The sequence below is a fragment of the Limnoglobus sp. genome, assembly GCF_059499385.1.
The window spans coordinates 188,700-212,279 of the sequence record NZ_JCABYM010000111.1 but is presented as its reverse complement, the minus strand read 5'-3'; the positions used below and the strand labels follow the sequence as shown (position 1 = coordinate 212,279).

The following is a 23,580-nucleotide window of genomic DNA, read 5'->3' as shown; positions in this document are numbered from 1 at the left end:
ACGCAGCCGTGGGTCCGTCCGTCGGCGAAACTTTTCACCCCGATTGAAACGGCTTGTGGGCGATTTCCCGACCCGCTACCGTGTGAGTAATCCCACCCGAGGCGGTCGTATGGACCCTGACACGGCGCAAGAAATCTCCGAGCGGGACCAGTTGTGGGCCAGCTTGCGGTCGCTGCGGCCGGAGATCGACCGCCTCGCGGCCGGGACCTACGACGGGTCGCCGCGGCAGAACGAGGTGGTCCAGCTGGTTGCCCGGATCGTGGCCGCCGAAATGAGCTTCCGCGACCGGCAGGGGGCGGCCGCGAGTTGACCCGGTCAGCGGAAAAAGTACGACGCCCGCTCGCCGGGTTGCCGCGGCGTGACCGGGTAGGCGTCCGCCCCGATGATTGACAGCAACCAGGGGTGGGTCGTGCCGCCGTCGGTCAGGACCCCGGCCCGGAGGTAGCGGGCGGCGAGCCGGCTCGTGCCGTTTTCGCCCGCCGCCGGCGTCGGCTGGAGGTACTTCTCGCCGACGACCGGCGACGCCCGCGAGAACGACTGCCCGCAGTTGCTGACCGGCCCGGTCCGGGTGAACGCGCCGATCGCCCGGTAGCGGACCTCGCCGCTTTCCAACCGCTCCTTCCTCGCTTTCAACCGCTCGAAGTGGTCCGCATCAATATCGAACGGCCCCCACACCGACGCGCGGCCGCCGAACGAAGCGACGAACCCGAACGACTCGGCGAGCGTGAGGTTCACGCCCGGCTCCGTCCGCAGGGCGTAGGGGCGAATCTTCAGGGTCGCGGGCATCCAACTGATGGCGTGGCTTTCGACGACGACTTCCCCCGTCGGCGTCGCGGCCGTCCGCGTGAACGCGGCCCACGTGTGCGTGAACGGAACCCGGTACGGAACGGACTGCGCGCCAAATATCGTCAGGTAGTATCGGTCGCCACCGGGCCCCTGCGCGGACGCGCTTCCTGTCGCGAGTCGCAAGAGTATCGCTACCGCCACCGACACGCGAATCGACACGTCGTTCCCTCGTAACCCGGCCACACCCTTCCACTCGGCCCTCGTTCCCGAACGGCTTGAGGCGGAACCGACCGTTGCCCGGACGATCCGGTCCGGGGTCCGCTGCAACCGCTATCGACCGACCCGGCCCGTGGGGGAACCTGGATGATCGGCCGCGAACGGCTAGTTTCATTTCATGCGATTGCTGACGTACAACATCCACAAGGGCATCGGCGGGCGGGACCGGCGGTACGACCTCGACCGGATCATCCGCGTCATCGAGCACGAGAACCCGGACCTGATCTGCCTGCAGGAAGTGACCCGCGACGCCCCGCGGACGGCCCACGCCAACCAACCGGTGCTGCTGCGGTCCGCGTTCGAGGTGGCGGACCTCGCGTTTCAGATGAACGTGCATTACCGCGTCGGCGGGTACGGCAACCTCGTCCTGTCCCGGTGGCCGTTCGCCCGCCGGCATCAGGTGTCGCTCCGGCTCAAGTGGCGGAAGGCCCGCGGGTGTCAGCTCGTCGTCGTCGAAACGCCGGAGGGCGCGCTGCACCTCGCGAACTTCCACCTCGGCCTCGCCGAACACGAGCGGCACTGGCAGCTCAAGCACCTCCTGTCGCACGCCCTGTTCCGCGAGTCGGCCCACCTGCCGACGCTGATCGTCGGCGACACGAACGACTGGCGGAACACGCTCGCGGCCGGGTCGCTGGCGGCGCACGAGTTCGTCCAATTCACGTCGCCGCCGTCGCGGTTCCGGACGTTCCCGGCGTTCCTGCCGAGCCTGTCGCTGGACAAGGCGTACCACCGCGGGCTATTCGTCCGCGAGGCGCGGGTCGTCCGCACGCCGCTCGCGCACCGGGCGTCCGACCACTTGCCGGTGGTCATCGACTTCCACCTCCACGAGCGTCACCTGGGCTGAGGCCGCATCGCGACGGCGGTGGGAACGACGGTACACGCGGCCGCGGTCACGACGCCCGCCCACGTGGGCAACGACAGCGGGTGCAGTACGAAGAAGTCCGCCGCGAGGGGCCAGTACATCGCCGCGGCGTACAGCGGAAGGGCGACGACGGCCCACAGGAACAGCTTCCGGTCCTCGTTCGCGGCGACGACGGCATTCCCCACGCCCGCGAGGATCAACACGGACAGCACGACCGTCCGGGCGAACACCCGTTCCGCATCCGCGTGCGAGCCCAGCCACAGGTACAGTCCGACCGCGACGGCGCTCGTGGCCGCACCCGCGGTCAACACGAATCGGCCCACGTCCGCGAAAAACGCCGCGCGAACGGCGGTCGTCCGGGCCGTCCGGTCCGACAGGATGATGAGGGCCGGCCCGCCGATAGTTAGCGCGTTCAAGAGCGTCACCTGTTGCGGCAGGTACGGGAACGGCAGCCCGCAGACGCCGACCGCGATCAAGACGAGGGCAACGGTATAGACGTTCTTCAGGAGGAACAGCTTCGCCGCGCGGCGGACGTTCTGGACGACGCACCGGCCCTCCGCCAGCACCCGCGGGAGCGTGCCGAAGTCGTTCGTTTCCAGGACGATCCCGGCCACCGCCTTCGTCGCCGGGCTTCCCGCGCCCATCGCCACGCCGAAGTCGGCCCGCTTGATCGGCAGGATGTCGTTCACGCCGTCGCCGATCATGCCGACGTGCCGGCCGTTCTTCTGGAGCGTCTCGACGAGCGCGAGCTTTTGTTCCGGCGCCACGCGGCCGAACAGCCCGACACGCTCGGCCACGGCAGCCCGGTCGGGCGACTTCGCCCACTCGTCGCCGGTGACGAGGCGGTCGTCGTCGAGCACTGCGGACACCTCCCGGACCGTCGCCCGCACGGTCTCCGGGTTGTCGCCGGACACGACCTTGAAATGAATGCCCTGCTCGCGGAGCTGCTGGAGCACCGCGGCCGCCTCCGGCCGCAGCTCGTCCCGTAGCGCGACCAGAGCGAGCGGCCGGAATCGAACGTCGGGCAGCTTCCCGTCGAACCGGTTGCCGTCGGCCGGGCCGTCGGCGAACGCGAGGAGCCGTAGGCCGCTCGCGAGTAGTTCTTGCCACGTCTTTTCGACCGGTCCGCGTTTCTCTTCAGGGAAATGATCTTTCAGCGCTTCAAAGCTGCCGAGGACGAGTACCCGTTCCTCCGCCCCGACCCGCACGCGGACGGCGCTGTACCGGTTCTGAGATTTGAACGGGAGTTGATCCAGAACCTCCCCGCCGGGTGGGTCCGGGAGGAACGCCCGGATCGCCTCGATGCTCTTGTTCTTCTTGTCGATGCCGGCGTGGGCGAAGGCCGCGATCCACCCCCGGACCCGCGTCTCGTCTTCCTCGAACGGCACGACGCGGTCCACGGCCTGCCGCCCGGTCGTCAGCGTGCCGGTCTTGTCCGTGCAAATCAGATCGACGGCCGCCATCGACTCGATCGCGGAGAGCCGTTGCACGACCGCCCCGGTCCGGCTGAGCCGGACCGCGCCGAGGACGAACACGAGCGTCGTGAGCAGCACCAGCCCCTGCGGGACCATCGACGTGATCGTCGCCGCGACCATCTGCACCAGTTCCGTCGTCGAGAAACCGCGGACGAAGTAGAGCACGCCGTAGCCGAGGCAGAGGACGACGGCGATGACCGTGAGCCAACTCACGAGCCGGTCGAGCGTCCGCTGCGTCGGCCCCGGCTGATAGCGGTACTGGCGGGCGGCGGCCGAGGTCTGGTTCGCGAACGACTCGCCGCCGACCTTCTCCGCGACGTACTCCCCTTCCCCCGCGACGCACACGCTGCCGGACAGCACGCGGTCGCCGACGTCGTGGGGAACCGGGTCGGACTCGCCGGTGAGCAGCGCCTCGTCGATTTCCAAGAAGTCGGCCCGGACGAGCCGGCCGTCGGCGACGACGGTGTCGCCGGTCGCGAGCAGGACGCAATCGTCCTGCACGACCTCGCCGGACGCGACGACCTGCTCTTGCCCGTCGCGGCGGACGCGGACCTTCGACTCGCCGAGCAGCGAGAGGTGTTCGAGATGCCACTTCGCCCGCAGCTCGTGGGTCAGGCCGATGACGGTGTTCGCGACCGCCATCGCACTCACGGCCCACGCCCCGCGGTAGTCTTCCAACAGGAACAGCGCGACCGCGGCCGGGACGACGAGGGCGTTGAAGACCGTCAGCGTGTTCCGCCGCAGGATGTCGAGGTACTCGCGGGTGGCGTTCGACTTCGCGCGGTTCACCCGGCCCGCGGCCACGCGGCTCGCCACCTCTTCCGCCGTGAGGCCGTTCTCGGGGGTCGGGGGCATGCGCACAGTTCCGAATCAGAGGTAGGGCGAGGCGAGGCGGACGACGCCGTCGCGGAGCTTCTGGAACAAGTTCCGCCGGTTCAGGTCCGCCGTCGTCAACGGTCGGCTGACCTTTTGCTTCCGGTCGCACAGCTCGATCAACTGGGCGACGAGCGGCTTGTCGTAGCACTCCACGTCGAACTCGAAGTTGAGCCGCAGGCTCCGCGGGTCCCAGTTCGCGGACCCGAACAAACACCATTCGTCGTCCACGATCAACAATTTCGAGTGGTCGAACGGCAGCGGCGTCAGCCACACGTGGCAGCCGTGCTCGAGTACCTGCCCGATCTGGCCCATCATGGCCCAGTGGACCAGCCGCAAGTTGTTCTGCTCCGGGACGAGGATGTCCACGCGCACGCCGCGGAGGGCGGCGACGCCGAGAGCCGTGACGAGGCCGGAGTCCGGCAGGAAGTACGGCGTCATGACGCGGACCGACCGCCGGGCGCACGCCAGCGCGCCGAAGTACGTCGTCCGGAGCTTTTCGAGGTCGTCGTCCGGGCCACTACTGATGCCGCGGGCATCGACCGTCCCAGCCGGTTCGAGCGGCGGGTTCCATCGCGCGCCTTTGAGTTCCTCGCCGGTCGTGAACTCCCAGTCGGCGGCGAACACGGCTCGAAGGTCGGCGACGACCGGGCCGTCGAGCCGGGCGTGGAAGTCGAGGATCGGCATCCGCGGGTTGGTCCGCAGGTCGTGCCCGTCGCGGATGTTCATGCCGCCGGTGAACCCGACCGTCCCGTCGATGACGAGTATCTTCCGGTGGTTGCGGAGTTGCGCGTAGGCGAAGTGCCAGGGCAACAGCGACGGCATGAACCGGGCCGTCGGCACGCCGCCGCGCCGCAGGCGGCCGACGATGGACGGGAACGAGTACCGCGCGCCGATGGCGTCCACGAGGACACGGACTTCGACGCCACGGACGACGGCGGCGCTGAGCGCGTCCGCGAACACCTTCCCGGCCTGGTGGTTGTCGAAGATGTACGTCGAGAGCGCGACGGATTGCTTCGCCGCGGCGATGGCGTCGAGCATGGCCGAGTACGCGGCCTCGCCGGTGAAGAACGGCTGGACGCGGTTGCCGGTCCACACCGGGCGGCCGGTGAGCCGGTAGTTCAACCGCGCGAGTTGGCGGAGCTTACCCTCGTGCGGGTGGGGTTCGTGGGAGTCCGGCGTGACCGGGGCAGGCGACCGCTGCTTCTTCCGCTTGAGCCGCTTCGCCCGCCGCTGGATGCGGTTGATCCCGAAGAGAAAGTAGAGGAGGACCCCGAAGAGCGGGGCGAACCAGATCAGCCCGACCCACCCGACGACGGCCCGCTGGTCCCGCTTCTGAAGGACGGCGTGACCCGTTGCCCAGACCGCGGCGATAACGAGCGCGGCGCTCGTTATCCACGGCCAGTACGTCTCGAACAGTGCGGCCATGCCCCCATCTTACTCGCGCGCGGCCGCCGGTTCGGTCGGGCCGAGCGCAGGGGCGGGCCGGCCGACGCGGTCTTCCAGTACCACGGTCGTCGGTCGGTCCTTCCCCGGCACGATCACCGCCGCGTCCGGCGTGCGGTGCCGCCACACGTCGATGAGGGCGACGGTGACGACCAGGACGCACGGGCCGAGGACCATGCCGGAGATGCCGAACACGGCCAGCCCGCCGATGAACGCGATGAGCGTCGGGACCGGGTGCATTTTCATCCGGTCCCCGGCGGCGTAGGCGTAGACGTAGTTGCTCATCGGCCCCGCCATGAACAGCCCCCACGCGACGAGCGCGGCGATCGCCCCCCACCGGTCGAGCGTGGCCAGGTAGAAGCAGGCCGGTATCCACACCAGGAACGCGCCGAGGAACGGCAGGACGCTGAGGACGAAGATGACGAACCCCCAGAGGACCGGCACGGGCAGCCCCAGCCACCAGAACAACAGCCCGCCGGTGACGCTCTGGATGACGGCCGTGAGGAGCGTGCCGTAGACCGTGGCGTGGACCGCGTCGGCGGCGCGGTCGATGACCTTGTTAGCCGCGTCCGTCGGGAGCGGGAGGAGTTGTCGGACGGCGTTCAGCAGGTGGTGGCGGTCACGGAAGCAGAAGAAGAGAACGAACACCGAGACGAGGGCCTGGAGGACGCCCTCCATGACGGTCCCGATCACGCCGAGGGTCCGCATGCCGAGTTGGGCTACCGCCGTCCGGAGTTGCCCCTCGACCTCGTTCACGTCGATCCGGGACAGGCGGTCGCCGTAGTACGGGACCCGCGCGGCGTACTCCCGCCACCGGCCGCTGTACGTCTCCGCCTCGACCCGCTCGGCCGCTTTCGTTGTTTCCACGCCGAGCTGCATCCCGACTAGCACGACCGGCACGGCGATCACGAGGACGACGATGGCGGTGCTCAGCCCCGCGGCCCAGTTCGGGCTGTCCGTTGCCCGCAGGATTCGCCGATGCAGCGGTAGTCCGACGACGGCGGCGGCGACGGCCCACGCCACCCCCGGCAGGAACGGCACGGCGATCAGGTAGCAGAGGTAGATGCCGATGGCGGTGAGAGCGGTCAGGGCCGCGACGCGATGCCAGTCAAAGGAAGACCGCTCGGCGGGGGGTTCGGTATTCATGTTCAATGCTTGGGCAAGTTAAGTGCCGAGCGGCCGGGTGGCAAAACGCGAGCGGCCCGTCCGAACCGGACGGGCCGCGGTCGCGAGGGCGACTTCCCATCACGCGGAACAGGACTCGCACGCCTTCGCGTCCGGCTTCCAGCCTTGCTGCGTCTCGACGGAGTTCTTCGTCAAGTGGACCTTGTTATCGACGCTCTCGACCCAGCTCATTGGAATGAAGTGGTGCTGCCCGTCCGGGCTGTCGTTACGGGTCAACTTGATCGACTGCCCCTCCACGTGATCGACGACGCCGACCTTCGTGCCGCAGCAGGCGACCACGTCCATCCGCTCCTTCACGTCCGCGGCTTGGTTCTTGGTGCTCAACATGGCGTTCCTCCAAAACGACGATCCAACGGGCGACAACTGTTGGGGAGCAATCGGGATGCCGGACGGCACACGTCTTGCTCCTGACGATCCCGTCCCACGAGGTCCCTCATGAGCGCCTTCAACAACGCCGACTACCGCATCCTGGTCGTGGACGACAACCAGGACGCCGCGACCAGCCTCGGGTTCTTGCTGTCGAGTGCCGGGTTTCAGGTCGAGACCGCGTTCGGCGGGCCGCGGGCCATCGAGATCGCCCGCGACTACCGGCCGCACGCCTGCGTCCTGGACATCAACATGCCGGAGATGACCGGGTACGAGCTGGCCCGCCGCCTCCGCGACATGCACCCCGACCAGCCGCCGGTGTTCGCGACCGTCACGGCCTACAGCGACGACGCCCACCTGACGCAGGCCGTGGCGTCCGGCTTCGACCTCCACTTCACCAAGCCGGCCGACCCCACCGACCTGGCCGAGCAGCTCGAAGACGCGCTCCGCGAACACTACGCGACGACGGTTGCCAATTCGTGACCTCCGACTCGGCACTGGAGTTGCCTCAAGGCAATCGCTCACCGGCCCCTTCCGACGCTCCTGTCGGACGGGCCGGTGACGGCCTTTACCGGGAGGGGAACATGTCGATCCGGAAAATCGGTGGGGTGGCGACCGCCGCGGTGACGCTCGTGGCCGTGGTCACGTTCGCCTACGCCCAGAATGAAACGAAAAAAGCCGATCCCGCCGGGCACAGCGAGGCGATGATGGCCTGCGCGAAAGCCTGTTCGGACTGCCAGCGGGTGTGCGACATGTGCTCGACGCACTGCGCCCGGATGATCCAGGAGGGGAAGAAGGAACACTTCACGACGCTCCTGACCTGTCAGGACTGCGCGACCGTGTGTGTGGCCGCGTCACAGATCGTGGCGCGTGGCGGGCCGTTCACGAATGCGATTTGTCAGACCTGTGCGGACGTGTGCGGCAAGTGCGCCGCCGAGTGCGAGAAGTTCCCGAACGACACCCACATGAAGGCGTGCGCGGAGGAGTGCCGCAAGTGCGAGAAGGCGTGCAAAGACATGCTCGCCCACGCCCCCGGAAAGTGACTTCCTGAATTCGAGCAACACTTTTCCCACCCTGACGCCCGGCGTCAGGGTTTTGCGTTTCCCCACCCACTGGTGGAAATAACACAGGGAGGCAGCCTGAACCGGTTTCGTTCTTATGCTGAATCGGTAGCCCCACTTCCAGAAAGGATGCCTCGCCATGCCCTCCCTAACGATTCGCCCGCGCACCCTCGCCCTGCTGACCACCGCCGCCGTCTGCGGGTTCGCGATCGCCGCCGACCCGCCGAAAGGGAAGGTCGAAGGGTACACGGACACGCCGCTCATCCCCGGCAGCAAGTGGCACATCCACGACCCGAACCGGCCGCAGCCGCCGGTCGTCACGCCCGGCGAGACGTTCAGCCACCTGGCCCCGCCGCCGTCCGACGCGGTCGTCCTGTTCGACGGGAAGGACCTGGCAAAGTGGGTCGGCGAGAAGGGGAACGCGCCCGAGTGGAAGGTGGCCGACGGCTACACGGAAGCGACCAAGGGGAAGATTCGCACCCGCGACGAGTTCGGCGACTTCCAGTTGCACCTGGAGTTCGCGACCCCGGCGAAGGTCGAGGGGAAGGGCCAGGGCCGCGGGAACAACGGCGTCAACATCTTCGGGCGGTACGAGATTCAAATCCTCGACTCGTTCGAGAACCCGACGTACCCGGACGGGATGGTCGGCGCGATCTACGGCCAGCGGCCGCCGCTGGCGAACGCGTCGAAGAAGCCCGGCGAGTGGCAGACCTACGACATCATCTTCGAGTCGCCGCGGTGGGACGACGCGAAGAAGCTGGCGAAGAAGGCTTACGTCACGGTCCTGCACAACGGCGTCCTGCTCCACCACCGGCAGGAGTTGATCGGCCACACGCCGTTCCGCGCGGCGTCGAACTACGACCGCCCACACCCGCCGAAGGGGTTCATCGAGCTGTACTACCACAGCAACCCGGTCCGGTTCCGCAACGTCTGGATTCGTCCCGTGGCGGAGCGGACGAGCGATTGAAGCCGAACGCGGTCGAAACCCACGCCGGTCCGTTAACAAAGTGTAAACCCTTCGCATCGCGCTCGCCGCCGGTCGTGCATTTCCGGCGCGAGCGCGGCCGTCCCGTGGCGTAAAACGACCATTCCGTGCTAGTCTTTGGGCGAAAAGGATTTCCTCCTGCGGGACCATCCTTGCGGTCCTGTCACGGTATCCTTGTCTTGGATCGCCCGCCCATGAAGCCCACGCCGCCCGAAACCCCGGCCACCAGCCTCGACACGCACCCGGCCACGCAAGTCGTGGCGGTCGAAGCCGAGTTGCCGTGTACCCTGGTCACCACGCCGGTCCCGGCCGTCTTCGCGAAGGGCGACACCGCGTTCGACGAGGAGTCGCTCGTCAATTCCGCCAGCGGCCAGCGAACGGCGGCGCTACCCGTGCCCATCCTCGTGCCATGGGCCGAGCCGCAGCCGACGACCGCGAACGCGGAGATGCCGTTCCCGGCCGTCGGGACGAAGTTCCTCGGGTTCAACCTCATCGAGGAACTCGGCCGCGGCGCGTTCGGCCGGGTCTACCTCGCCGAGCAGGGCGACTTGGCCGCCCGCCGCGTGGCGCTCAAGGTGGCCCGCGACATGGCCAACGAGTCGCAGACACTCGCGCAACTTCAACACACGAACATCGTCCCGATCTACTCGTTCCACCGCGTCGGCACGTTCCAGGCGGTGTGCATGCCGTACTTCGGCCGGGTGACGCTGGCCGACGTGCTACGGAACGTGAACAGCCAGCCGCACCTGCCGAGTTCCGGGCGGCAGCTTCGGAGCACGATGCACCGGCATGGGGACGAATCGACGTGCCTGACCGGCCCGCGGTCGGCCGTGAAGCCGGAGCCCGACGTGCCGGAAACAGCCCGGCCGGTGATGCCGATCCCGGCCCTGGCGACCGACGGTTGGGGCCGGCTGGAAGAGTTGACCTACGTGGAGGCGATCCTGCTCCTCGGCTCGCAGCTCGCGGACGGGCTGGCCCACGCCCACGCCCGGGGCGTCCTGCACCGGGACCTGAAGCCGGCGAACGTGCTTCTCACCGACGACGGCCGGCCGATGCTCCTCGACTTCAACCTGTCGGACGACACGAAGGCCCGCGGCGGGGCGGAGCGGGCGAAGTTCGGCGGCACCCTGCCGTACATGGCCCCGGAGCACATCACCGCGTTCGCCCTGAACCACGGCGGCGGGGTCGTCGACGAGCGGAGCGACGTGTTCTCCCTCGGCGTCATGCTGTACGAACTGCTCACCGGCCGCCACCCGTACCCGACCCGGACCGGGAAAATTGGGACGGTGCTGACCGAGATGATCCAGGACCGGTACGTCCCGGTGACGCCGATTCGCGGGCTGAACCCGTCCGTCTCCCCGGCGGGCGCGGCGATCGTCGAGAAGTGCATGGCCGTCGAACGGACGGAGCGGTACGCCTCGGCCGACCAGGTCCGCGAGGACATCGAGCGCCACCTGAGCCACCTACCCCTCCGGCACGCGCCGAACCCCTGCGTCCGCGAGCGGGCGAGGAAGTGGGTCCGCCGTCACCCGCGGCTGGCGTCGTCCACGTCCGTGGGCGTCGTCGCCGCGGCGGTCGTGTTCGCGTGCGTCGGGTTCGCGTACCGCGCCTGGGACCGCGGCCGGGACGACGCGGCGGCGACGTTAATGGCGGAGCACCGGACGGCGTTCGCGGACGCGCAACTCTTCCTCGACGACCGCAACCAGTCGCGGCCGCGGCTGGACGCGGCACGGGAACGTCTCGGCGGGCTGTTGACCCGCTACGGCGTTCCGGCCGACGGAACCTCGGACGCTTGGCTCGCCGCCGACGCGGTCCGCCGGTTGTCCGCGCACGATCAGGAAAAAGTTCGGGCCGATGTCGGCGAGACGTTTTACCAACTCGCGGAAACCTCGCTCGTCCAGGCGCTCGGCACGACGGACGCGGCGGGCCGCGAGACGCACCTTCAACACGCGGTCGCGTGGAACCGCGCCGCCGGGCGGTACGCCGACGGCCGCCTCCCACGGGCCGTGCGGGAACAGGCGGTGGCCATCGCGGACCTCCGCGGCGAGCCGGGCGCGGCCCGACAGTTCCAGCAAGAGGCCGCGGCGACGCAACTGCACTCGCCCCGCGACCACTACCTGACCGGCGCGGCCCTGGCCCGCCTCGGCCGGAACCGGGAAGCCCTCCAGCACCTCCAGACGGCGACGCAGACCGACCCGAAGAACTTCTCCGCGTGGTTCGTCCGCGGCACGGTTCACAACACCCTCGGACAGGACGACCTCGCCGCGGCCGCCTTCTCGGCGTGCCTCGCGGTCCGGGACGACTTCGCCCCGGCCTGGATGAACCGCGGTCTCGCGTACGCCCGCCTCCGGTTCCAGGACCTCGCGGTTGAGGACTACAACCGCGCCATCGCCCTCGACCCGAAACTGACGCAAGCCTACCTCCTCCGGGCGGCCGCGAAGGACGTTCGCGGCGAGTTGGCCGCCGCGGAAGAAGACCTGTCGCTCGCGCTGGGGGCGGAGACTGCGCCGGTGCGGGCGTACTTCCTGCGGGCCGACGTGCGCGACCGCCGCGGCGACAAGGCCGGAGCCGCCGCCGACCGCGCCGCCGGGTTGAAGCTGACCCCGAAGGACGAACTGAGCTGGATCGGCCGGGCCGAGATGCGGGCCGCGACGGAACCCGCCGGCGCGCTGGCGGACGTGGAGGAGGCTTTAGCCCTCAACCCGTTCTCGCTCGACGCCCATCAAATGAAGGCGCACCTGTTAGCCGAGCGGCTGAACCGGCCGGCCGACGCCGTGGACGTGCTGAACCGAGCCGTGAAGTTTTACCCCGAGTCCGCCCCGGCCCGCGCCGGCCGCGGCGTGCTACTCGCCCGGTTGGGGAAGCGCGACGCCGCCCTCCAGGACGCCCGCGACGCGCTTCTCGCGGACCTGCACGCCCCGAACCTGTACCAGGTCGGCTGCATTTACGCCCTCACGTCGAAGGCGAACCCGGCCGACCGGGACGAGGCGTTCCGCCTCGTCTGGGCGGCGCTACGTTCCGGGTTCGGCCGCGACATCTTCAAGACCGACCCGGACCTCGACCCGGTCCGGAACGACCCGGCCTACGCCCGTCTGGTCGAGCGGGTCGCGGAGTTGGACCGGGCCGAGCGGGACGGGCGGACCAAGTAGATCGCATTTCAATATTTGCAACCGGCGCACAGTCAGGGTAGCATTGGCAGCACCTGCCGGGGCTTCTCCCCTGCCCCATGCCCCACCCGCCAAACGGGGGCGACATGCGTTCGGTCCTCGCGTTGTTGATTTGTTCCATCCTTATTCATCACGGTCGGTCGGCCGAGCCGGTGGACTACGCCCGCGACATCAAGCCGGCTCTCAAGGAGCGGTGTTACGCCTGCCACGGGGCCCTCAAGCAGGAGGCGGAGCTGCGGGTCGATACCGTCGCGTCGCTCATGAAGGCGGAGGTCGTGTCGCCGGGCAAGCCAAAGGACAGCGAACTCCTGTCTCGCGTTTCAGCACGTGACGCCAAGAGGATGCCGCCGGAAGGGAAGCCGCTGACTCCGGACGAGATCGCGAAGTTTCGGACGTGGATCGAACAAGGCGCGAAAGCCCCGGCCGACGAAAGGCCGGAGGAAGACCCGAAACAGCACTGGGCGTTCCTGAAGCCGGTTCGGCCGAAGGTCTCAGACACGTCCGCAAACCCCATCGACGCCCTGCTCGAAGTCGAGCGGTCGGCCCGCAACATAAAGTCCGCCGGCGAAGCGGACAAGGCGACGCTCCTCCGCCGCGTGTACCTCGACCTCATCGGCCTACCGCCGACGCGGGAGCAGCTTCACGCCTTCCTCAAGGACACGTCGCCGACGGCCTACGAGAAGGTCGTCGATCAGCTCCTCGCGTCGCCGCAGTACGGCGAGCGGTGGGCGCGGCACTGGATGGACGTGTGGCGGTACTCGGACTGGTACGGCCGCCGCGGCGTGCCGGACGTGCTGAACAGCTACGGGCAAATCTGGCGGTGGCGGGATTGGATCGTCCGGGCCGCGAACGAGGACCGCGGGTACGACCGCATGGTCCGCGACATGCTCGCGGCGGACGAGCTGACGCCGACCGACGACGCGAACGTCGTGGCCACCGGGTTCGTCGTGCGGAACTTCTACCGGTGGAATTACAACAACTGGATGCGGGACCAGGTCGAGCACACGGCGAAGGCGTTCCTCGGGCTGACGATGAACTGTTGCCACTGCCACGACCACAAGTACGACCCGATCACGCAGGAGGAATACTTCCGCCTGCGGGCCGTGTTCGAGCCGATCGAGATTCGCCAGGACCGCGTGCCCGGCGAGGCCGACCCCGGCGTCTACCCGAAGTACAGCTACGGGGCGTCGTACAAGCCGATCACGACGGGGATGGTGCGGGTCGTCGAAGAGAAGCTGGACGCGAAGACGCACTTTTACACCGGCGGCGACGAGCGGAACGTGGCGAAGAACCGCGACCCGATCCCGCCCGGCGTGCCGGAAAGCCTCGGCGGGACGTTCGAGGCGACGGCGGTGCAGCTACCGCCGGAGGCGTGGTATCCGGGCCTGAAGGCGTTCGTGCGGAAGGAAGAGACCGAACTTCGCACGAAGGCGATCGCGACCGCGGAGGCCGGCCGCGACGTGGCCCGCCGGGAGTTGACCACTGCCGTCGGCAAGGACGTGCTGCCCACGCCCGACGAACTGGAACCGACACTGCACGCGGTCCGAGTGGCGGATTTGACCCTCGCCGCGGCGAAGGCCGACCTCGCGGCGTTGCAGGCCCGCATCGCGGCGGACGACGTGGCGTACCTCGGCAAGCCCGGCGACAAGAAGGCGACGGCCGAGGCCGCGAACCGTGCAGAGTCGGTTCACCGCGTGGCGGCGGCGCAGCTGGCGGTCGCGAAGGCGGAACAGGCTGTGGCGACGGCGCGGCGGAAGAAGGAAACGGCCGCCCAGGTTCCGAACCTGGAGAAGCAAGTGACGGCGGCCAAGGCGGCGCTCGTCCAGACGGAAACGGCCGCGAAGGTCGTGACCGACAAGTACACGCCGCTGTCGCACCAGTACCCGAAGGCGACGACCGGCCGGCGGTCGGCCCTCGCGAAGTGGATCGCCAACCGGGACAACCCGCTGACCGCCCGCGTCGCCGTCAACCACCTCTGGGGTTGGCACTTCGGCCGGCCGCTCGTCGAGACGACGAACAACTTCGGCCGCAGCGGGAAGAAGCCGACGCACCCGCAACTGCTCGACTGGCTCGCGGTCGAGTTCATGGACAACGGCTGGAAGGCGAAGCCGCTGCACAGGCTGATCCTCACGTCGAAGGCGTACAAGATGTCGTCGAAGTCCGACGCGGCTCAACACGCCGCCGACCCGGACAACGTCTACCTCGCCCGGTTCCCGAGCGCGCGGGTGGAAGCCGAGGTCGTCCGCGACAGCCTGCTGCACGTCGCGGGTGAACTCGATCTCAAGATGGGCGGCGTCGAGATTCCACAAGACCAAGGAATGACGGTGAAGCGGCGGAGCCTGTACTTCGCGCACCACGGCGAGAGCCGGATGACGTTCCTCGACCTGTTCGACGCCGCGAACCCGTGCGACGCCTACCGCCGCAGCGCCGCCGTGCTGCCGCAGCAGGCGCTCGCCATGAGCAACAGCAACCTCGCGCTGCAACTCGGCCGGTCGCTGGCGGCGAAGCTGCCGGCCGCGGACGACCGCGCGTTCGTCGTCGCCGCGTTCGAGCAGGTGTTGTCCCGCCCGCCGACGGACGCGGAAGTTTCGGCCTCGCTCGCGTTCCTCGCCCGGCAGGTGAAACTGTTCGAGACGAGCAAGGCCGACGGTAAGCCGACGGCCCGCGCGAAGGAAAACCTTGTTCAGGCGTTGTTCAACCACACCGATTTCGTCACGGTCCGATAGCCATGAATCGTCGCACGTTCCTCGCCGACGTCGGGATGGGCTGCACCGGCCTCGCACTCGGGTCGCTCTTGCTCAACGACGGCCTCGCCCGCGCCGCGGGCACGGCCCCGCACTTCCCGCCGAAGGCGAAGTCGGTCATCTGGATTTACCTGTCCGGCGGCGTCAGCCAGATGGAGAGCTGGGACCCGAAGCCGGCGCTGACGAAGTACGCGAACAAGACGTTCGCCGAGACGCCGTTCCCGGACCCGCTCAAGTCGCCGCTGTTCGCGAAGCACTCCCGCGACGTGGTCGGCGGCGTCCGGCCGTACCCGAAGATTTTCCCGATGCAGGTCGGGTTCAAGAAGCACGGGCAACTCGGCGTGGACGTCGCCGACTGGTTCCCGGAGATCGCGAAGTGCGCCGACGACCTGGCGTTCGTGCGGTCCATGTACACGACGGACAACGACCACGGGGCCGAGTTCCAGTTCCATACCGGCCGGCACCAGCTCGACGAGCAGCAGCCGTGCATCGGGTCGTGGGCGAGCTACGGCCTCGGCACGCTGAACGAGAACCTGCCGCAGTTCGTGTTCCTCGGCACGTACACGGACACCCGCGTGAAGAAGAACTTCGCCGCCGACTACCTGGGGCCGCAGCACGCCGGGGTCGAACTCTCGCTCGACCCGGCGAACCCGCTGCCGTTCGCGGCCCGCGGCAAGGGCGTGCTGGCGAAGGAGCAGGAGAACCAGTTCGCGTTCGTGAACGAGTTGAACAAACTCACCCAGGTCGAGTACCCGGACGACGAGCAGTTGAGGGCAAGGATCAAGAGTTACGAGCTAGCATTCCGGATGCAGTCGGCCGTACCGTCGGTCCTCGACCTCGCTAAGGAGACGGCCGAGACGAAGAAGCTGTACGGCATCGACAACCCGACGACGGAACTCTACGGCCGCCGCCTCCTAGCCGCCCGGCGGCTTGCGCAGCAGGGGGTGCGGTTCACGCTCGTCTACCTCAGCGGGTACGGCGAGTGGGACTCGCACAACGACCTGAAGAAGCTCCACGCGGCGAGTGCGGCGAAGGTGGACCTGCCCATCGCCGGTCTGATCCGCGACCTGAAGCGGACGGGGCTGGACAAGGACACGCTCGTCGTCTGTTGCAGCGAGTTCGGCCGGACGCCGGGGCTGGAAACGCGGGACGCGTACAAGATGCCGACCGGCCGGGACCACCACCCGCACGGGTTCTCCGTCTGGCTGTTCGGGGCCGGGATCAAGCGGGGCGTGATCCACGGGGCAACGGATGAGTTGGGCTTCCACGCCGTGGAACACCCGCACTACGTGACGGACATTCACGCGACCGTGCTGAACCGCCTGGGCCTCGACTCGCACAAGTTGAACATCCCTGGCCGCAAGCGACTCGAAATCGACTACGGCGAGACGATCAAGGAGATTTGCACGTAGGGCGGGGCTGTATTCCCCTTCGCGGGCAACTCTCCATATAGCCGCCGGCTTGCCGGCGGGGTTTTGCGACGCCCAAAACCCTGCCGGCAAGTCGGCGGCTATATAAGTCGTCGATTTACCCTCCGAATACAATCCACCTACCTCTCATCACCAAGGCTACAAGAGAACGCGCCATGAGGTTTGCCACGTTGTTCGCGCTAGGAATCCTTTCATTTCCGGCCGGAGCTGATGACCCGAAGGCCGCGGCCGAGCGAATGGCGGCCGACGTGAAGACGCTGGCCAACGACCGGTTCGAGGGCCGCGGCCCCGGAACCCGCGGTGAAGAGCTGACCACCGACTTCATCGCGACCGCCTTCAAGAAGGCCGGGCTGAAGCCCGCCGGCGGGCGGGGGACGTACTTCCAGCCCGTGCCGCTGCTCAAGATCACGACCGACGCGAAGGCCACGCTTTCCGCGACGAAAGGCGACCAGCGCCTGACGTTCCGCGTGGAGGAAGAGTTCGCCGGCGTCGGCCAAACGCAGCAACCGCTGGAGGAGATCGACGCGGAGGCGGTGTTCGTCGGCCACGGCATCACGGCCCCGGAGTTCGCCTGGGACGACTACAAGGGTGTCGACGTGAAGGGCAAGGTGGTCGTGCTGTTCACGAACGAGCCGCCGTCCGACGACGCGACGTTCTTCGGCGGCAAGGCGCTGACGTACTACGGCCGGTGGTCGTTCAAGTACGAGGAGGCCGCCCGCCGCGGGGCGAAGGCGTGCTTCATCATCCACACGGACGAGACGGCCGGCTACCCGTACTCCGTGGTCAAGCGGCTGGAAGGGGCGCAGCTCGGGAACAAGGCCGACGACCCGAAGCTGGCGTTCGCCGGGTGGCTCTCGCGGCAGGCGGGGGACAAGCTGCTCGCGCTCGCCGGCCGTACCGTCGAGAGCGCGCTGAAGGAGGCCGACGCGAAGGGGTTCAAGGCCGTGCCGCTCGGGTTCAAGCTGACGGGGTCGTTCCCGACGAAGGTGGAACAGATGGTCAGCAACAACGTCATCGGCATGGTCGAGGGGAGCGATCCGGCGTTGAAGGACGAGGCGGTAATGTTCACCGCGCACTGGGACCACCTCGGCGTCGGCCGGGCCGTGATCGGGGACACCATCTACAACGGGGCCGCTGACAACGCGACCGGCTGTGCGATCTTGATGGAACTGGCCCGGCAGTGGGCCGCGCTGTCGCCGAAGCCGAAGCGGTCGGCCCTGTTCCTCGCGGTGACGGCTGAGGAGAAGGGGCTGCTCGGCTCGAAGTTTTACGCCCAGCACCCGGTCGTCCCGCTGGGGAAGACGGCGATCGACTTGAACTTCGACATGATCCTGCCGCTCGGCGTGCCGGAAACGGTCGTCGTCAACGGCGCGGAGCGGACGACGGCGTGGCCGGTGGTTCAGGAAATGGCGTCGAGGCACGGCCTCGTCATCGAGCCGGACTCGCGGGCGCACCTCGGCGTCTTCTACCGGTCGGACCACTTCTCGATGGCCCGCGCCGGCGTCCCGGCATTCTCCGTCGCCGCCGGGAAGCGGATCAAGGGGAAGCCCGCGGACTTCGGAAAACAGGCGGCGCAGGCATTCAACGACAAGGCGTACCACACGCCGCAGGACGAGGTGCGGCCGGACTGGGACTTCGCCGGGTTCCCCGTGCTGGCCGGGTTCGCGTTAGACGTGGCCCGTGCCGTCGCGGACGCCGATCGGCTGCCGACGTGGGTGGCCGGCGACGAGTTCCGCCCGGCCCGTGAGAAGAGCGGCGTGAAGTAGGGGCAACGGCGTGGCGAAATTGGTTTACTACTCCGGCAACGTGCAGGGCGTCGGCTTCCGTGCGACGGCCGCGTGGGTCGCCCGCCGCCACCCGGTCCGCGGCTGGGTTCGCAACTTGGCGGACGGCCGCGTCGAGCTGTTCGCCGACGGCACGGCCGCGGACGTGGACCGATTCCTCGCCGACGTGCGGGAGCGGATGGCCGAGAACATTTCGCGGGAAGAGAGTTTCGACCGCGACCCCGACGACACGCTGCACGGGTTCCGCGTCGTCGGCTAACCGTCACGGCCGCACGAACTTCGCGACCCGACCCTTCGGCCCAGCCGCCCAACCGTGGCCGTCCTTCGTGAAACTGACCGCGTTGTAGTTCTCGCGGTCGAGTTCCCGCCACGTCGCCCCATCCGACGATTCGTGCGACCCGGACGTGCCGACCGCGACCCATCGGTCCTTCGCCCACGCGACGGCGGAGCGGAACGGCAACGCCTTCTCGACGGGCTTCCACGTCTTACCGCCGTCGGCCGTGATTGCCGCGGTCGCGCCCAACTCCTTCGGCTTCTTGTAGTCGCCGCCGACGATGACCCCGTGGTCGCGGTCGCGAAAGGCGATGGAGAACGCCCCGGCCGACGCGGCCTCGGCGGCGACCGGCGTTACGGTCACGGTCCAGGTTCGCCCGCGGTTCGCGGAATGGAACACCCGCGCCGCCTTCGCGCCACCCGTCACGAACCACACGTCGTTCTCTCCTCGCGTCGTCAGGCACGTCCCGCTCGCCGCGAACGCGCCCTCGTCCTTCCGCGCCGCCGGCGTGTCCGCCGTCGGCAGCGGCTTCCACGTCGCGCCGCCGTCGTCGGTGGCGACCTGCCGGTAGTGCCCCTTCACCGGGTCGCTCATCGCGACGCCGGTGCGTTCGTCCCAGAAGGCGATGGCGTCATAGAAAGCATCGGGGTCCGCGTTTTGAAACTGCAATGCCCAGGACTTGCCGCCGTCCGTGGTCTTGTAGATGCGAGAGGCGGTGCCGGGGCCGATGCTCAGGACGTAGGCCGTCGAATCGCCGAACGCCTCCACGTCGCGGAAGTCGAGCTTCTCCGCGCCGGGCACGCTCACGATCTGCCACGTCCGGCCACCATCGGTCGTGCGGCCGACCGTCCCCTTCGTGCCGCTCACCCAGGCGACCGTCTTGCTGACTGCGCACAGGCCGCGGAAGTCGGCGTCGGTCGGGATTGCCTGCTTGTGCCACTGGGCACGGGCGTGGCCGGCCCAACACGCGAGGGCGGCGGCGAGGAGTGCGTGTCTCATTTCGTCTTTCTATCGGCGACGGCCACCGCCCTACGGCCGAAGAGCTGGTTCAGTTCCGCCTCGTAGCCGTCGAGGAGGTCGTCCGTCACCGACTCGTCGCCGGTCACGGTGCAAACCCAGCCGAGAACCTGCCGGCAGTGCCGTTCCTCGTCGCACGCGCCGGGGTTGAACTTGCGGAACAGCTCGAAGTTGAAGTCGGGGTTCTGCTCGTCGATCTCGCGGAACATCGCCCCGGCTTCGAGGAGCGTCCGCCTTCCGCGGACGAGGGCGAGCGCGACTTCCTTCTTCCGCTCCTGCCGGCACGCGACCAGTTGCCGCTTGTCGTCCAGGCTTTGGCCGAGGGCGTCGTCCGCGGCGGCGTACTGGATGCCGCGGAAGCCGGGGTCCGCGTCCGGCGGCGGCCGGTCCGCCGACACGGCCGCGATCAACGTGACGATCAAGACGAGGGCGACGCTGATCGCCGACGAGTAATGGGAATGAAACGCCCGCATGGCCGACCCCCGAATGAGAAGTGTGGTGCGAGGCCCGGTTCGCCCCAGGAACCGATGCGCTTGTGGGGAGTTCGTCGCGCTGGTGAGCAATTTCTCATCATTGCCCCGCCGTGTCAACAACCCGTTGGCGGCGGTTACGGTTTTGTTGCAATCGCGAATGAGAGTGGGGTGTCACCCGGCCCCCCTCGTCCGGGGTTTAAACGTGAGGCCAACGGGAATTCGACTCACACTTCAAAGAGGAACTGATGTAAAATCGCGCGAACGAGTTCGGAGGTCGGGACATGATTCGGATCGTGGGCGGGTGTCCGGCGGACGCGACGGCGATCACGCGACGCAGCTTCCTGCAAGCGGGCGTCCTCGGCGGACTGACACTCGCGGACGTGGCGCGGGTTCGCGCGTCGCAACCGGCGACGCGGAAGGACACGGCCGTGATCCTGTTCTGGATGAGCGGCGGCCCCGGCCACATGGAGACATGGGACCCGAAGCCGGACGCCGTCGAGCAATTCCGCGGGCCGTTCGGCTCGATTCCCACGGCCGTGCCCGGCGTGGCGTTCGGCGAGTTGCTACCCGAACAGGCGAAAGTGATGAAGAACCTGGCCGTGGTGCGGACGGTCAACCACGGGTCCGGCGACCACACGAAGGCCAACCACTGGATGTTGACCGGGTTCGAGGGGCCGGCGTTCAACGCCCCGGACTTCATGTCGCAGAAGCGGCCGAGCCTCGGGGCGGCCGTGTCGAAACTCCGCGGCCCGAACCGGCCGTCGCTGCCGGCCTACGCCGCCGTGCCGCACCTCCGCGGCGGGACGGACAACTTCTTCCACTACGCCGCGTACCTCGGCCGCCAGTTCAACCCGTTCGTCACCGAGTCGGACCCGAACGCGAAGGATTTCCGCGTCCGGAACCTGACGCTGCCGGTCGATCTGCCGATGACCCGGCTCGAAGACCGCCGCGGGCTGCTTGAAACGCTCGACCAACACCGGCGGACCAGTGACACGCTGGCGACCGACGACCCGTACCGGACGCAGGCGTTCTCGCTGCTGACCAGCCCGGCGGCGGCGAAGGCGTTCGAGATCGGCGCGGAGCCGGCGGCCGTCCGCGACCGGTACGGGCGGCACACATACGGCCAGAGCGCGCTGCTCGCCAGACGGCTGGTGGAGGCAGGCGTCACGTTCGTCACGGTGAACTGCGTGCCGTGGGACCACCACGCCACGGCCGGGCGGCACAGCACGGCCGAGGGCGGCAAGCTGTTCATCCCGCCGTTCGACAAGGCTCTGGCGGCTCTCGTCGCCGACCTGATCGACCGCGGGCTGTACGACCGCACGCTCGTCGTGGCGATGGGCGAGTTCGGCCGGACGCCGCGGATGAACGCCGAGGGCGGCCGCGACCACTGGGGCAACACGTTCAGCGTGCTCTTCGGCTGCGGGTCGATGCGAATGGGCCAGGTGATCGGCCGCAGCACGGCGAAGGGCGAGTACGTGGCCGACCGGCCGGTGACGCCGCAGGACGTGACGGCGACGATCTTCCGCCATCTCGGGATCGACGCGCGGAAGGTCCACTTCAACGACACGCTCGCCCGGCCGACGGCGCTCGTCGAAACCGGCGAGCCGATCCGAGAACTGTTCCTGTAACGAGAACGCGGCCCGGAAACATTGGCGGGCCGCGTGGGTTGGACACTCAGTCGGTCGCACAGAAGCACGACGCCGGGATGGTCACGTCCGCCCGCTGGAAGACCTTCGCGAACCGCTCACGCGCCTCCTGGGCCTCCGCCTTCTTGCCCTGGGCTTCGAGCGCCGTCCCCAGGCCGTGCAGCGACCAGCCGTTGTCCGCCCACCGCCGCAAGTCCTCGCGGTACACCTTCTCGGCGTCCGCCAGTTGTCGGTCCTTAAGCAGGAACGCGCCGAGGGCGTGGCGGACCGGGACGAACCAGTCCGGCGGCTCCGCGTACCGCAGCTTGTCCTCCGCCGCGACCGCCTTGCCGAGGTGCTCGATAGCGTCCTTCACCTTCCCCTCGCGGGCCAGGATTTCGCCTTCGAGCATCGGGTCGGCGACGGCGTACAGGTCCGCGGCCGTGTTGTTCCCGAACGTCGCCTCCTTCGGCGTCGCCTTCGCGGCCGCCCGGAACGAGGCGAGTTCCTCCCGCGCCTTCTTCGGCTCGCCCTTTGCCGCGAGCGCGACGCCGCGGGCGTGATGCCGCAAGGCGCGGGCGATGGGGAACAGTTCGGCCGCCTCCGGTTCCTCCAGAATCTCGTCCCACATCCCGAACCGCATCATCACCTCCAAGGGTGCGGCCAGGAAACCGTCGGCGATGGCCGCGTTCTCCTTCACCGCCACCCACTCCTTCGGCACGCCCGCGATCATCGTCCGGACGGCCGCCAGCGCCTTCTTCGACTCCCCCTGCATCATCGCGGCGAACGCTAGCATGTGGTGGTTGTGGGCCATGTACAGCCGGTAGAACCCCTGCTTCTCCGAAACCGCGCGGTAGGCGTCGTCGGCCCGGATCGCCTTCTCGTTCGCCTCGACGGCGTGCTGCCACCGGCCGCGGCGGACGTCGATGTGCGACGGCATGTGGACCATGTGCCCGAGCGCCGGCTGCAGGTCGCGGAGCCGGTCCGCGGCGGCGTCCGCCTTCTCCGGGTGCGGCGACGCCTCGACCGCGTGGATGTACAGGTGGCACGCCAGCGGGTGGGCCGGGTTCAGCTTCATCACCGCTTCGAGCGTCGCCACGACCTCCGGCGTCTCCGGCTGCGGCTTGCCGTCGGCCGTCCACAGGTCCCACGGCCGGAGGTTCATCAGCGACTCGGCGTACAGCGCGCCAATGTCCCCGTCCGTCGGGTGCTTCTCCCACGCGGCCTTCATCGCCTTCGCGTAGGCTTCGTCGAACTTCCGCGGGTCGGCCGGGGCGGGGTCCGCGAACCGCACCGCGGCCGCGGCGATCAGCGGGAGGTCCGCCTCCTTCGCCTTCAGTACGTGCCGCTCGGCCCGCTTCATCGCCTCGTGGGCCGCCCTCGCGCGGGCCGGCTCCACGGCCGTCTTATTAATGTGCATCCCGTTCGCGGTCGCCACACCCCAGTGCGCCATCGGGCACTCCGGGTCGAGGCCCGCGGCCTGCTCGAACGCCCGGATCGCCTCGTCGTGGTTGAACGCGAACAAGAACGCGAGGCCCTGGTCGAAGTAGGCTTGCGCCTCCTTGTTCTCACAGACCGGGCGGGTGTGCCGGCCCAAGCCGTCGAACCGCGGGACGCGGTCCGCCGGCCGGGCCAGGGCGGTCGGATGGAGGGCCGGCTTCGTCGCGAAGAAGGCCGCGAACAGCAGGCCGGCGACGGCGGCCGGGATCAGGTATCGGTGCATCGGTGTTCTCGGTTTCAGAGCCTCATGG

General features: G+C 68.6%; 19 protein-coding genes. 11 read left to right on the top strand and 8 right to left on the bottom strand.

The genetic code is table 11. The features are described 5' to 3' along the window. Positions 1 to 109 precede the first annotated feature (109 nt). Positions 110 to 310: a hypothetical protein gene (locus AC5JJ2_RS20675; RefSeq protein WP_495859926.1), complete on the top strand. Its 201-nt coding sequence runs from the start codon at positions 110 to 112 to the stop codon at positions 308 to 310. A 5-nt stretch (positions 311 to 315) separates the two neighbouring features. On the opposite strand, the gene AC5JJ2_RS20670 is transcribed toward AC5JJ2_RS20675, so the two are convergent. Continuing rightward, positions 316 to 1,005, bottom strand: coding sequence for a hypothetical protein (locus tag AC5JJ2_RS20670; RefSeq protein ID WP_495859925.1), 690 nt, complete (start codon positions 1,003 to 1,005; stop codon positions 316 to 318). Between the two features lie 175 nt (positions 1,006 to 1,180). On the opposite strand from AC5JJ2_RS20670, the gene AC5JJ2_RS20665 reads away from it, so the two are divergent. Next, positions 1,181 to 1,906, top strand: coding sequence for an endonuclease/exonuclease/phosphatase family protein (locus AC5JJ2_RS20665; protein WP_495859924.1), 726 nt, complete (start codon positions 1,181 to 1,183; stop codon positions 1,904 to 1,906). Here the strand turns inward: AC5JJ2_RS20665 and AC5JJ2_RS20660 are convergent. From AC5JJ2_RS20660 to AC5JJ2_RS20645, 4 genes are all read right to left on the bottom strand, one after another. Continuing rightward, on the bottom strand, positions 1,894 to 4,254 hold the full coding sequence (locus AC5JJ2_RS20660) for an HAD-IC family P-type ATPase (RefSeq protein ID WP_495859923.1): 2,361 nt from the start codon (positions 4,252 to 4,254) through the stop codon (positions 1,894 to 1,896). The genes AC5JJ2_RS20665 and AC5JJ2_RS20660 overlap by 13 nt on opposite strands. 15 nt (positions 4,255 to 4,269) lie before the next feature. Beyond that, positions 4,270 to 5,700: a cardiolipin synthase gene (cls, locus tag AC5JJ2_RS20655; RefSeq protein WP_495859922.1), complete on the bottom strand. Its 1,431-nt coding sequence runs from the start codon at positions 5,698 to 5,700 to the stop codon at positions 4,270 to 4,272. Positions 5,701 to 5,709: 9 nt separating this feature from the next. Then, a complete protein-coding gene (locus tag AC5JJ2_RS20650; protein WP_495859921.1) occupies positions 5,710 to 6,864 on the bottom strand; it encodes an AI-2E family transporter in 1,155 nt (384 codons plus the stop codon). A 99-nt stretch (positions 6,865 to 6,963) separates the two neighbouring features. Continuing rightward, positions 6,964 to 7,230 carry a DUF2171 domain-containing protein gene (locus tag AC5JJ2_RS20645; protein WP_495859920.1) on the bottom strand — a complete coding sequence of 89 codons (267 nt, stop codon included), beginning with the start codon at positions 7,228 to 7,230 and terminating at the stop codon, positions 6,964 to 6,966. Positions 7,231 to 7,338: 108 nt separating this feature from the next. Here AC5JJ2_RS20645 and AC5JJ2_RS20640 point away from each other — a divergent pair, with 108 nt between their 5' ends. The 8 genes from AC5JJ2_RS20640 to AC5JJ2_RS20605 all read left to right on the top strand — a co-directional run bounded on the left by AC5JJ2_RS20640 (position 7,339) and on the right by AC5JJ2_RS20605 (position 18,699). Next, on the top strand, positions 7,339 to 7,752 hold the full coding sequence (locus AC5JJ2_RS20640; protein ID WP_495859919.1) for a response regulator: 414 nt from the start codon (positions 7,339 to 7,341) through the stop codon (positions 7,750 to 7,752). A 101-nt stretch (positions 7,753 to 7,853) separates the two neighbouring features. Next, positions 7,854 to 8,312 (top strand): four-helix bundle copper-binding protein, encoded by a 459-nt coding sequence (locus AC5JJ2_RS20635; RefSeq protein ID WP_495859918.1) that lies wholly within the window; start codon positions 7,854 to 7,856, stop codon positions 8,310 to 8,312. A gap of 157 nt (positions 8,313 to 8,469) precedes the next feature. After that, a complete protein-coding gene (locus AC5JJ2_RS20630; RefSeq protein WP_495859917.1) occupies positions 8,470 to 9,297 on the top strand; it encodes a 3-keto-disaccharide hydrolase in 828 nt (275 codons plus the stop codon). A 212-nt stretch (positions 9,298 to 9,509) separates the two neighbouring features. Continuing rightward, the gene (locus AC5JJ2_RS20625; protein WP_495859916.1) at positions 9,510 to 12,464 is read left to right on the top strand and encodes a protein kinase domain-containing protein; all 2,955 of its coding nucleotides are present in this window, start codon (positions 9,510 to 9,512) and stop codon (positions 12,462 to 12,464) included. A 104-nt stretch (positions 12,465 to 12,568) separates the two neighbouring features. Then, complete coding sequence (locus tag AC5JJ2_RS20620; protein ID WP_495859915.1) at positions 12,569 to 15,208, top strand: PSD1 and planctomycete cytochrome C domain-containing protein; 2,640 nt, start codon at positions 12,569 to 12,571, stop codon at positions 15,206 to 15,208. Between the two features lie 2 nt (positions 15,209 to 15,210). Beyond that, entirely contained in the window at positions 15,211 to 16,638 is a 1,428-nt protein-coding gene (locus AC5JJ2_RS20615) for a DUF1501 domain-containing protein (RefSeq protein ID WP_495859914.1), read from the top strand. A gap of 173 nt (positions 16,639 to 16,811) precedes the next feature. After that, on the top strand, positions 16,812 to 18,422 hold the full coding sequence (locus AC5JJ2_RS20610) for a M28 family peptidase (protein WP_495859913.1): 1,611 nt from the start codon (positions 16,812 to 16,814) through the stop codon (positions 18,420 to 18,422). A 10-nt stretch (positions 18,423 to 18,432) separates the two neighbouring features. Beyond that, positions 18,433 to 18,699: an acylphosphatase gene (locus tag AC5JJ2_RS20605; RefSeq protein WP_495859912.1), complete on the top strand. Its 267-nt coding sequence runs from the start codon at positions 18,433 to 18,435 to the stop codon at positions 18,697 to 18,699. Between the two features lie 3 nt (positions 18,700 to 18,702). Here the strand turns inward: AC5JJ2_RS20605 and AC5JJ2_RS20600 are convergent, their stop codons facing one another. Together AC5JJ2_RS20600 and AC5JJ2_RS20595 are read right to left on the bottom strand one after the other, a co-directional pair. After that, entirely contained in the window at positions 18,703 to 19,713 is a 1,011-nt protein-coding gene (locus AC5JJ2_RS20600; protein WP_495859911.1) for a WD40/YVTN/BNR-like repeat-containing protein, read from the bottom strand. After that, a complete protein-coding gene (locus AC5JJ2_RS20595) occupies positions 19,710 to 20,204 on the bottom strand; it encodes a hypothetical protein (protein ID WP_495859910.1) in 495 nt (164 codons plus the stop codon). The genes AC5JJ2_RS20600 and AC5JJ2_RS20595 overlap by 4 nt, the downstream gene beginning before the upstream one ends. Positions 20,205 to 20,485: 281 nt before the next feature. Here AC5JJ2_RS20595 and AC5JJ2_RS20590 point away from each other — a divergent pair, with 281 nt between their 5' ends. Beyond that, a complete protein-coding gene (locus tag AC5JJ2_RS20590; protein WP_495859909.1) occupies positions 20,486 to 21,832 on the top strand; it encodes a DUF1501 domain-containing protein in 1,347 nt (448 codons plus the stop codon). A gap of 46 nt (positions 21,833 to 21,878) precedes the next feature. Here AC5JJ2_RS20590 and AC5JJ2_RS20585 read toward each other — a convergent pair whose 3' ends face one another. Further along, positions 21,879 to 23,552, bottom strand: coding sequence for a hypothetical protein (locus AC5JJ2_RS20585; RefSeq protein ID WP_495859908.1), 1,674 nt, complete (start codon positions 23,550 to 23,552; stop codon positions 21,879 to 21,881). Positions 23,553 to 23,580 lie beyond the last annotated feature (28 nt).

Coding starts and splice junctions, on each gene's coding strand:
- AC5JJ2_RS20585 (WP_495859908.1), bottom strand. CDS start 23,552: ATGCACCGATACCTGATCCCGGCCGCCGTCGCCGGCCTGCTGTTCGCG.
- AC5JJ2_RS20645 (WP_495859920.1), bottom strand. CDS start 7,230: ATGTTGAGCACCAAGAACCAAGCCGCGGACGTGAAGGAGCGGATGGAC.
- AC5JJ2_RS20615 (WP_495859914.1), top strand. CDS start 15,211: ATGAATCGTCGCACGTTCCTCGCCGACGTCGGGATGGGCTGCACCGGC.
- AC5JJ2_RS20650 (WP_495859921.1), bottom strand. CDS start 6,864: ATGAATACCGAACCCCCCGCCGAGCGGTCTTCCTTTGACTGGCATCGC.
- AC5JJ2_RS20675 (WP_495859926.1), top strand. CDS start 110: ATGGACCCTGACACGGCGCAAGAAATCTCCGAGCGGGACCAGTTGTGG.
- AC5JJ2_RS20595 (WP_495859910.1), bottom strand. CDS start 20,204: ATGCGGGCGTTTCATTCCCATTACTCGTCGGCGATCAGCGTCGCCCTC.
- AC5JJ2_RS20635 (WP_495859918.1), top strand. CDS start 7,854: ATGTCGATCCGGAAAATCGGTGGGGTGGCGACCGCCGCGGTGACGCTC.
- AC5JJ2_RS20610 (WP_495859913.1), top strand. CDS start 16,812: ATGAGGTTTGCCACGTTGTTCGCGCTAGGAATCCTTTCATTTCCGGCC.
- AC5JJ2_RS20630 (WP_495859917.1), top strand. CDS start 8,470: ATGCCCTCCCTAACGATTCGCCCGCGCACCCTCGCCCTGCTGACCACC.
- AC5JJ2_RS20640 (WP_495859919.1), top strand. CDS start 7,339: ATGAGCGCCTTCAACAACGCCGACTACCGCATCCTGGTCGTGGACGAC.
- AC5JJ2_RS20600 (WP_495859911.1), bottom strand. CDS start 19,713: ATGAGACACGCACTCCTCGCCGCCGCCCTCGCGTGTTGGGCCGGCCAC.
- cls (WP_495859922.1), bottom strand. CDS start 5,700: ATGGCCGCACTGTTCGAGACGTACTGGCCGTGGATAACGAGCGCCGCG.
- AC5JJ2_RS20620 (WP_495859915.1), top strand. CDS start 12,569: ATGCGTTCGGTCCTCGCGTTGTTGATTTGTTCCATCCTTATTCATCAC.
- AC5JJ2_RS20625 (WP_495859916.1), top strand. CDS start 9,510: ATGAAGCCCACGCCGCCCGAAACCCCGGCCACCAGCCTCGACACGCAC.
- AC5JJ2_RS20665 (WP_495859924.1), top strand. CDS start 1,181: ATGCGATTGCTGACGTACAACATCCACAAGGGCATCGGCGGGCGGGAC.
- AC5JJ2_RS20660 (WP_495859923.1), bottom strand. CDS start 4,254: ATGCCCCCGACCCCCGAGAACGGCCTCACGGCGGAAGAGGTGGCGAGC.
- AC5JJ2_RS20590 (WP_495859909.1), top strand. CDS start 20,486: ATGATTCGGATCGTGGGCGGGTGTCCGGCGGACGCGACGGCGATCACG.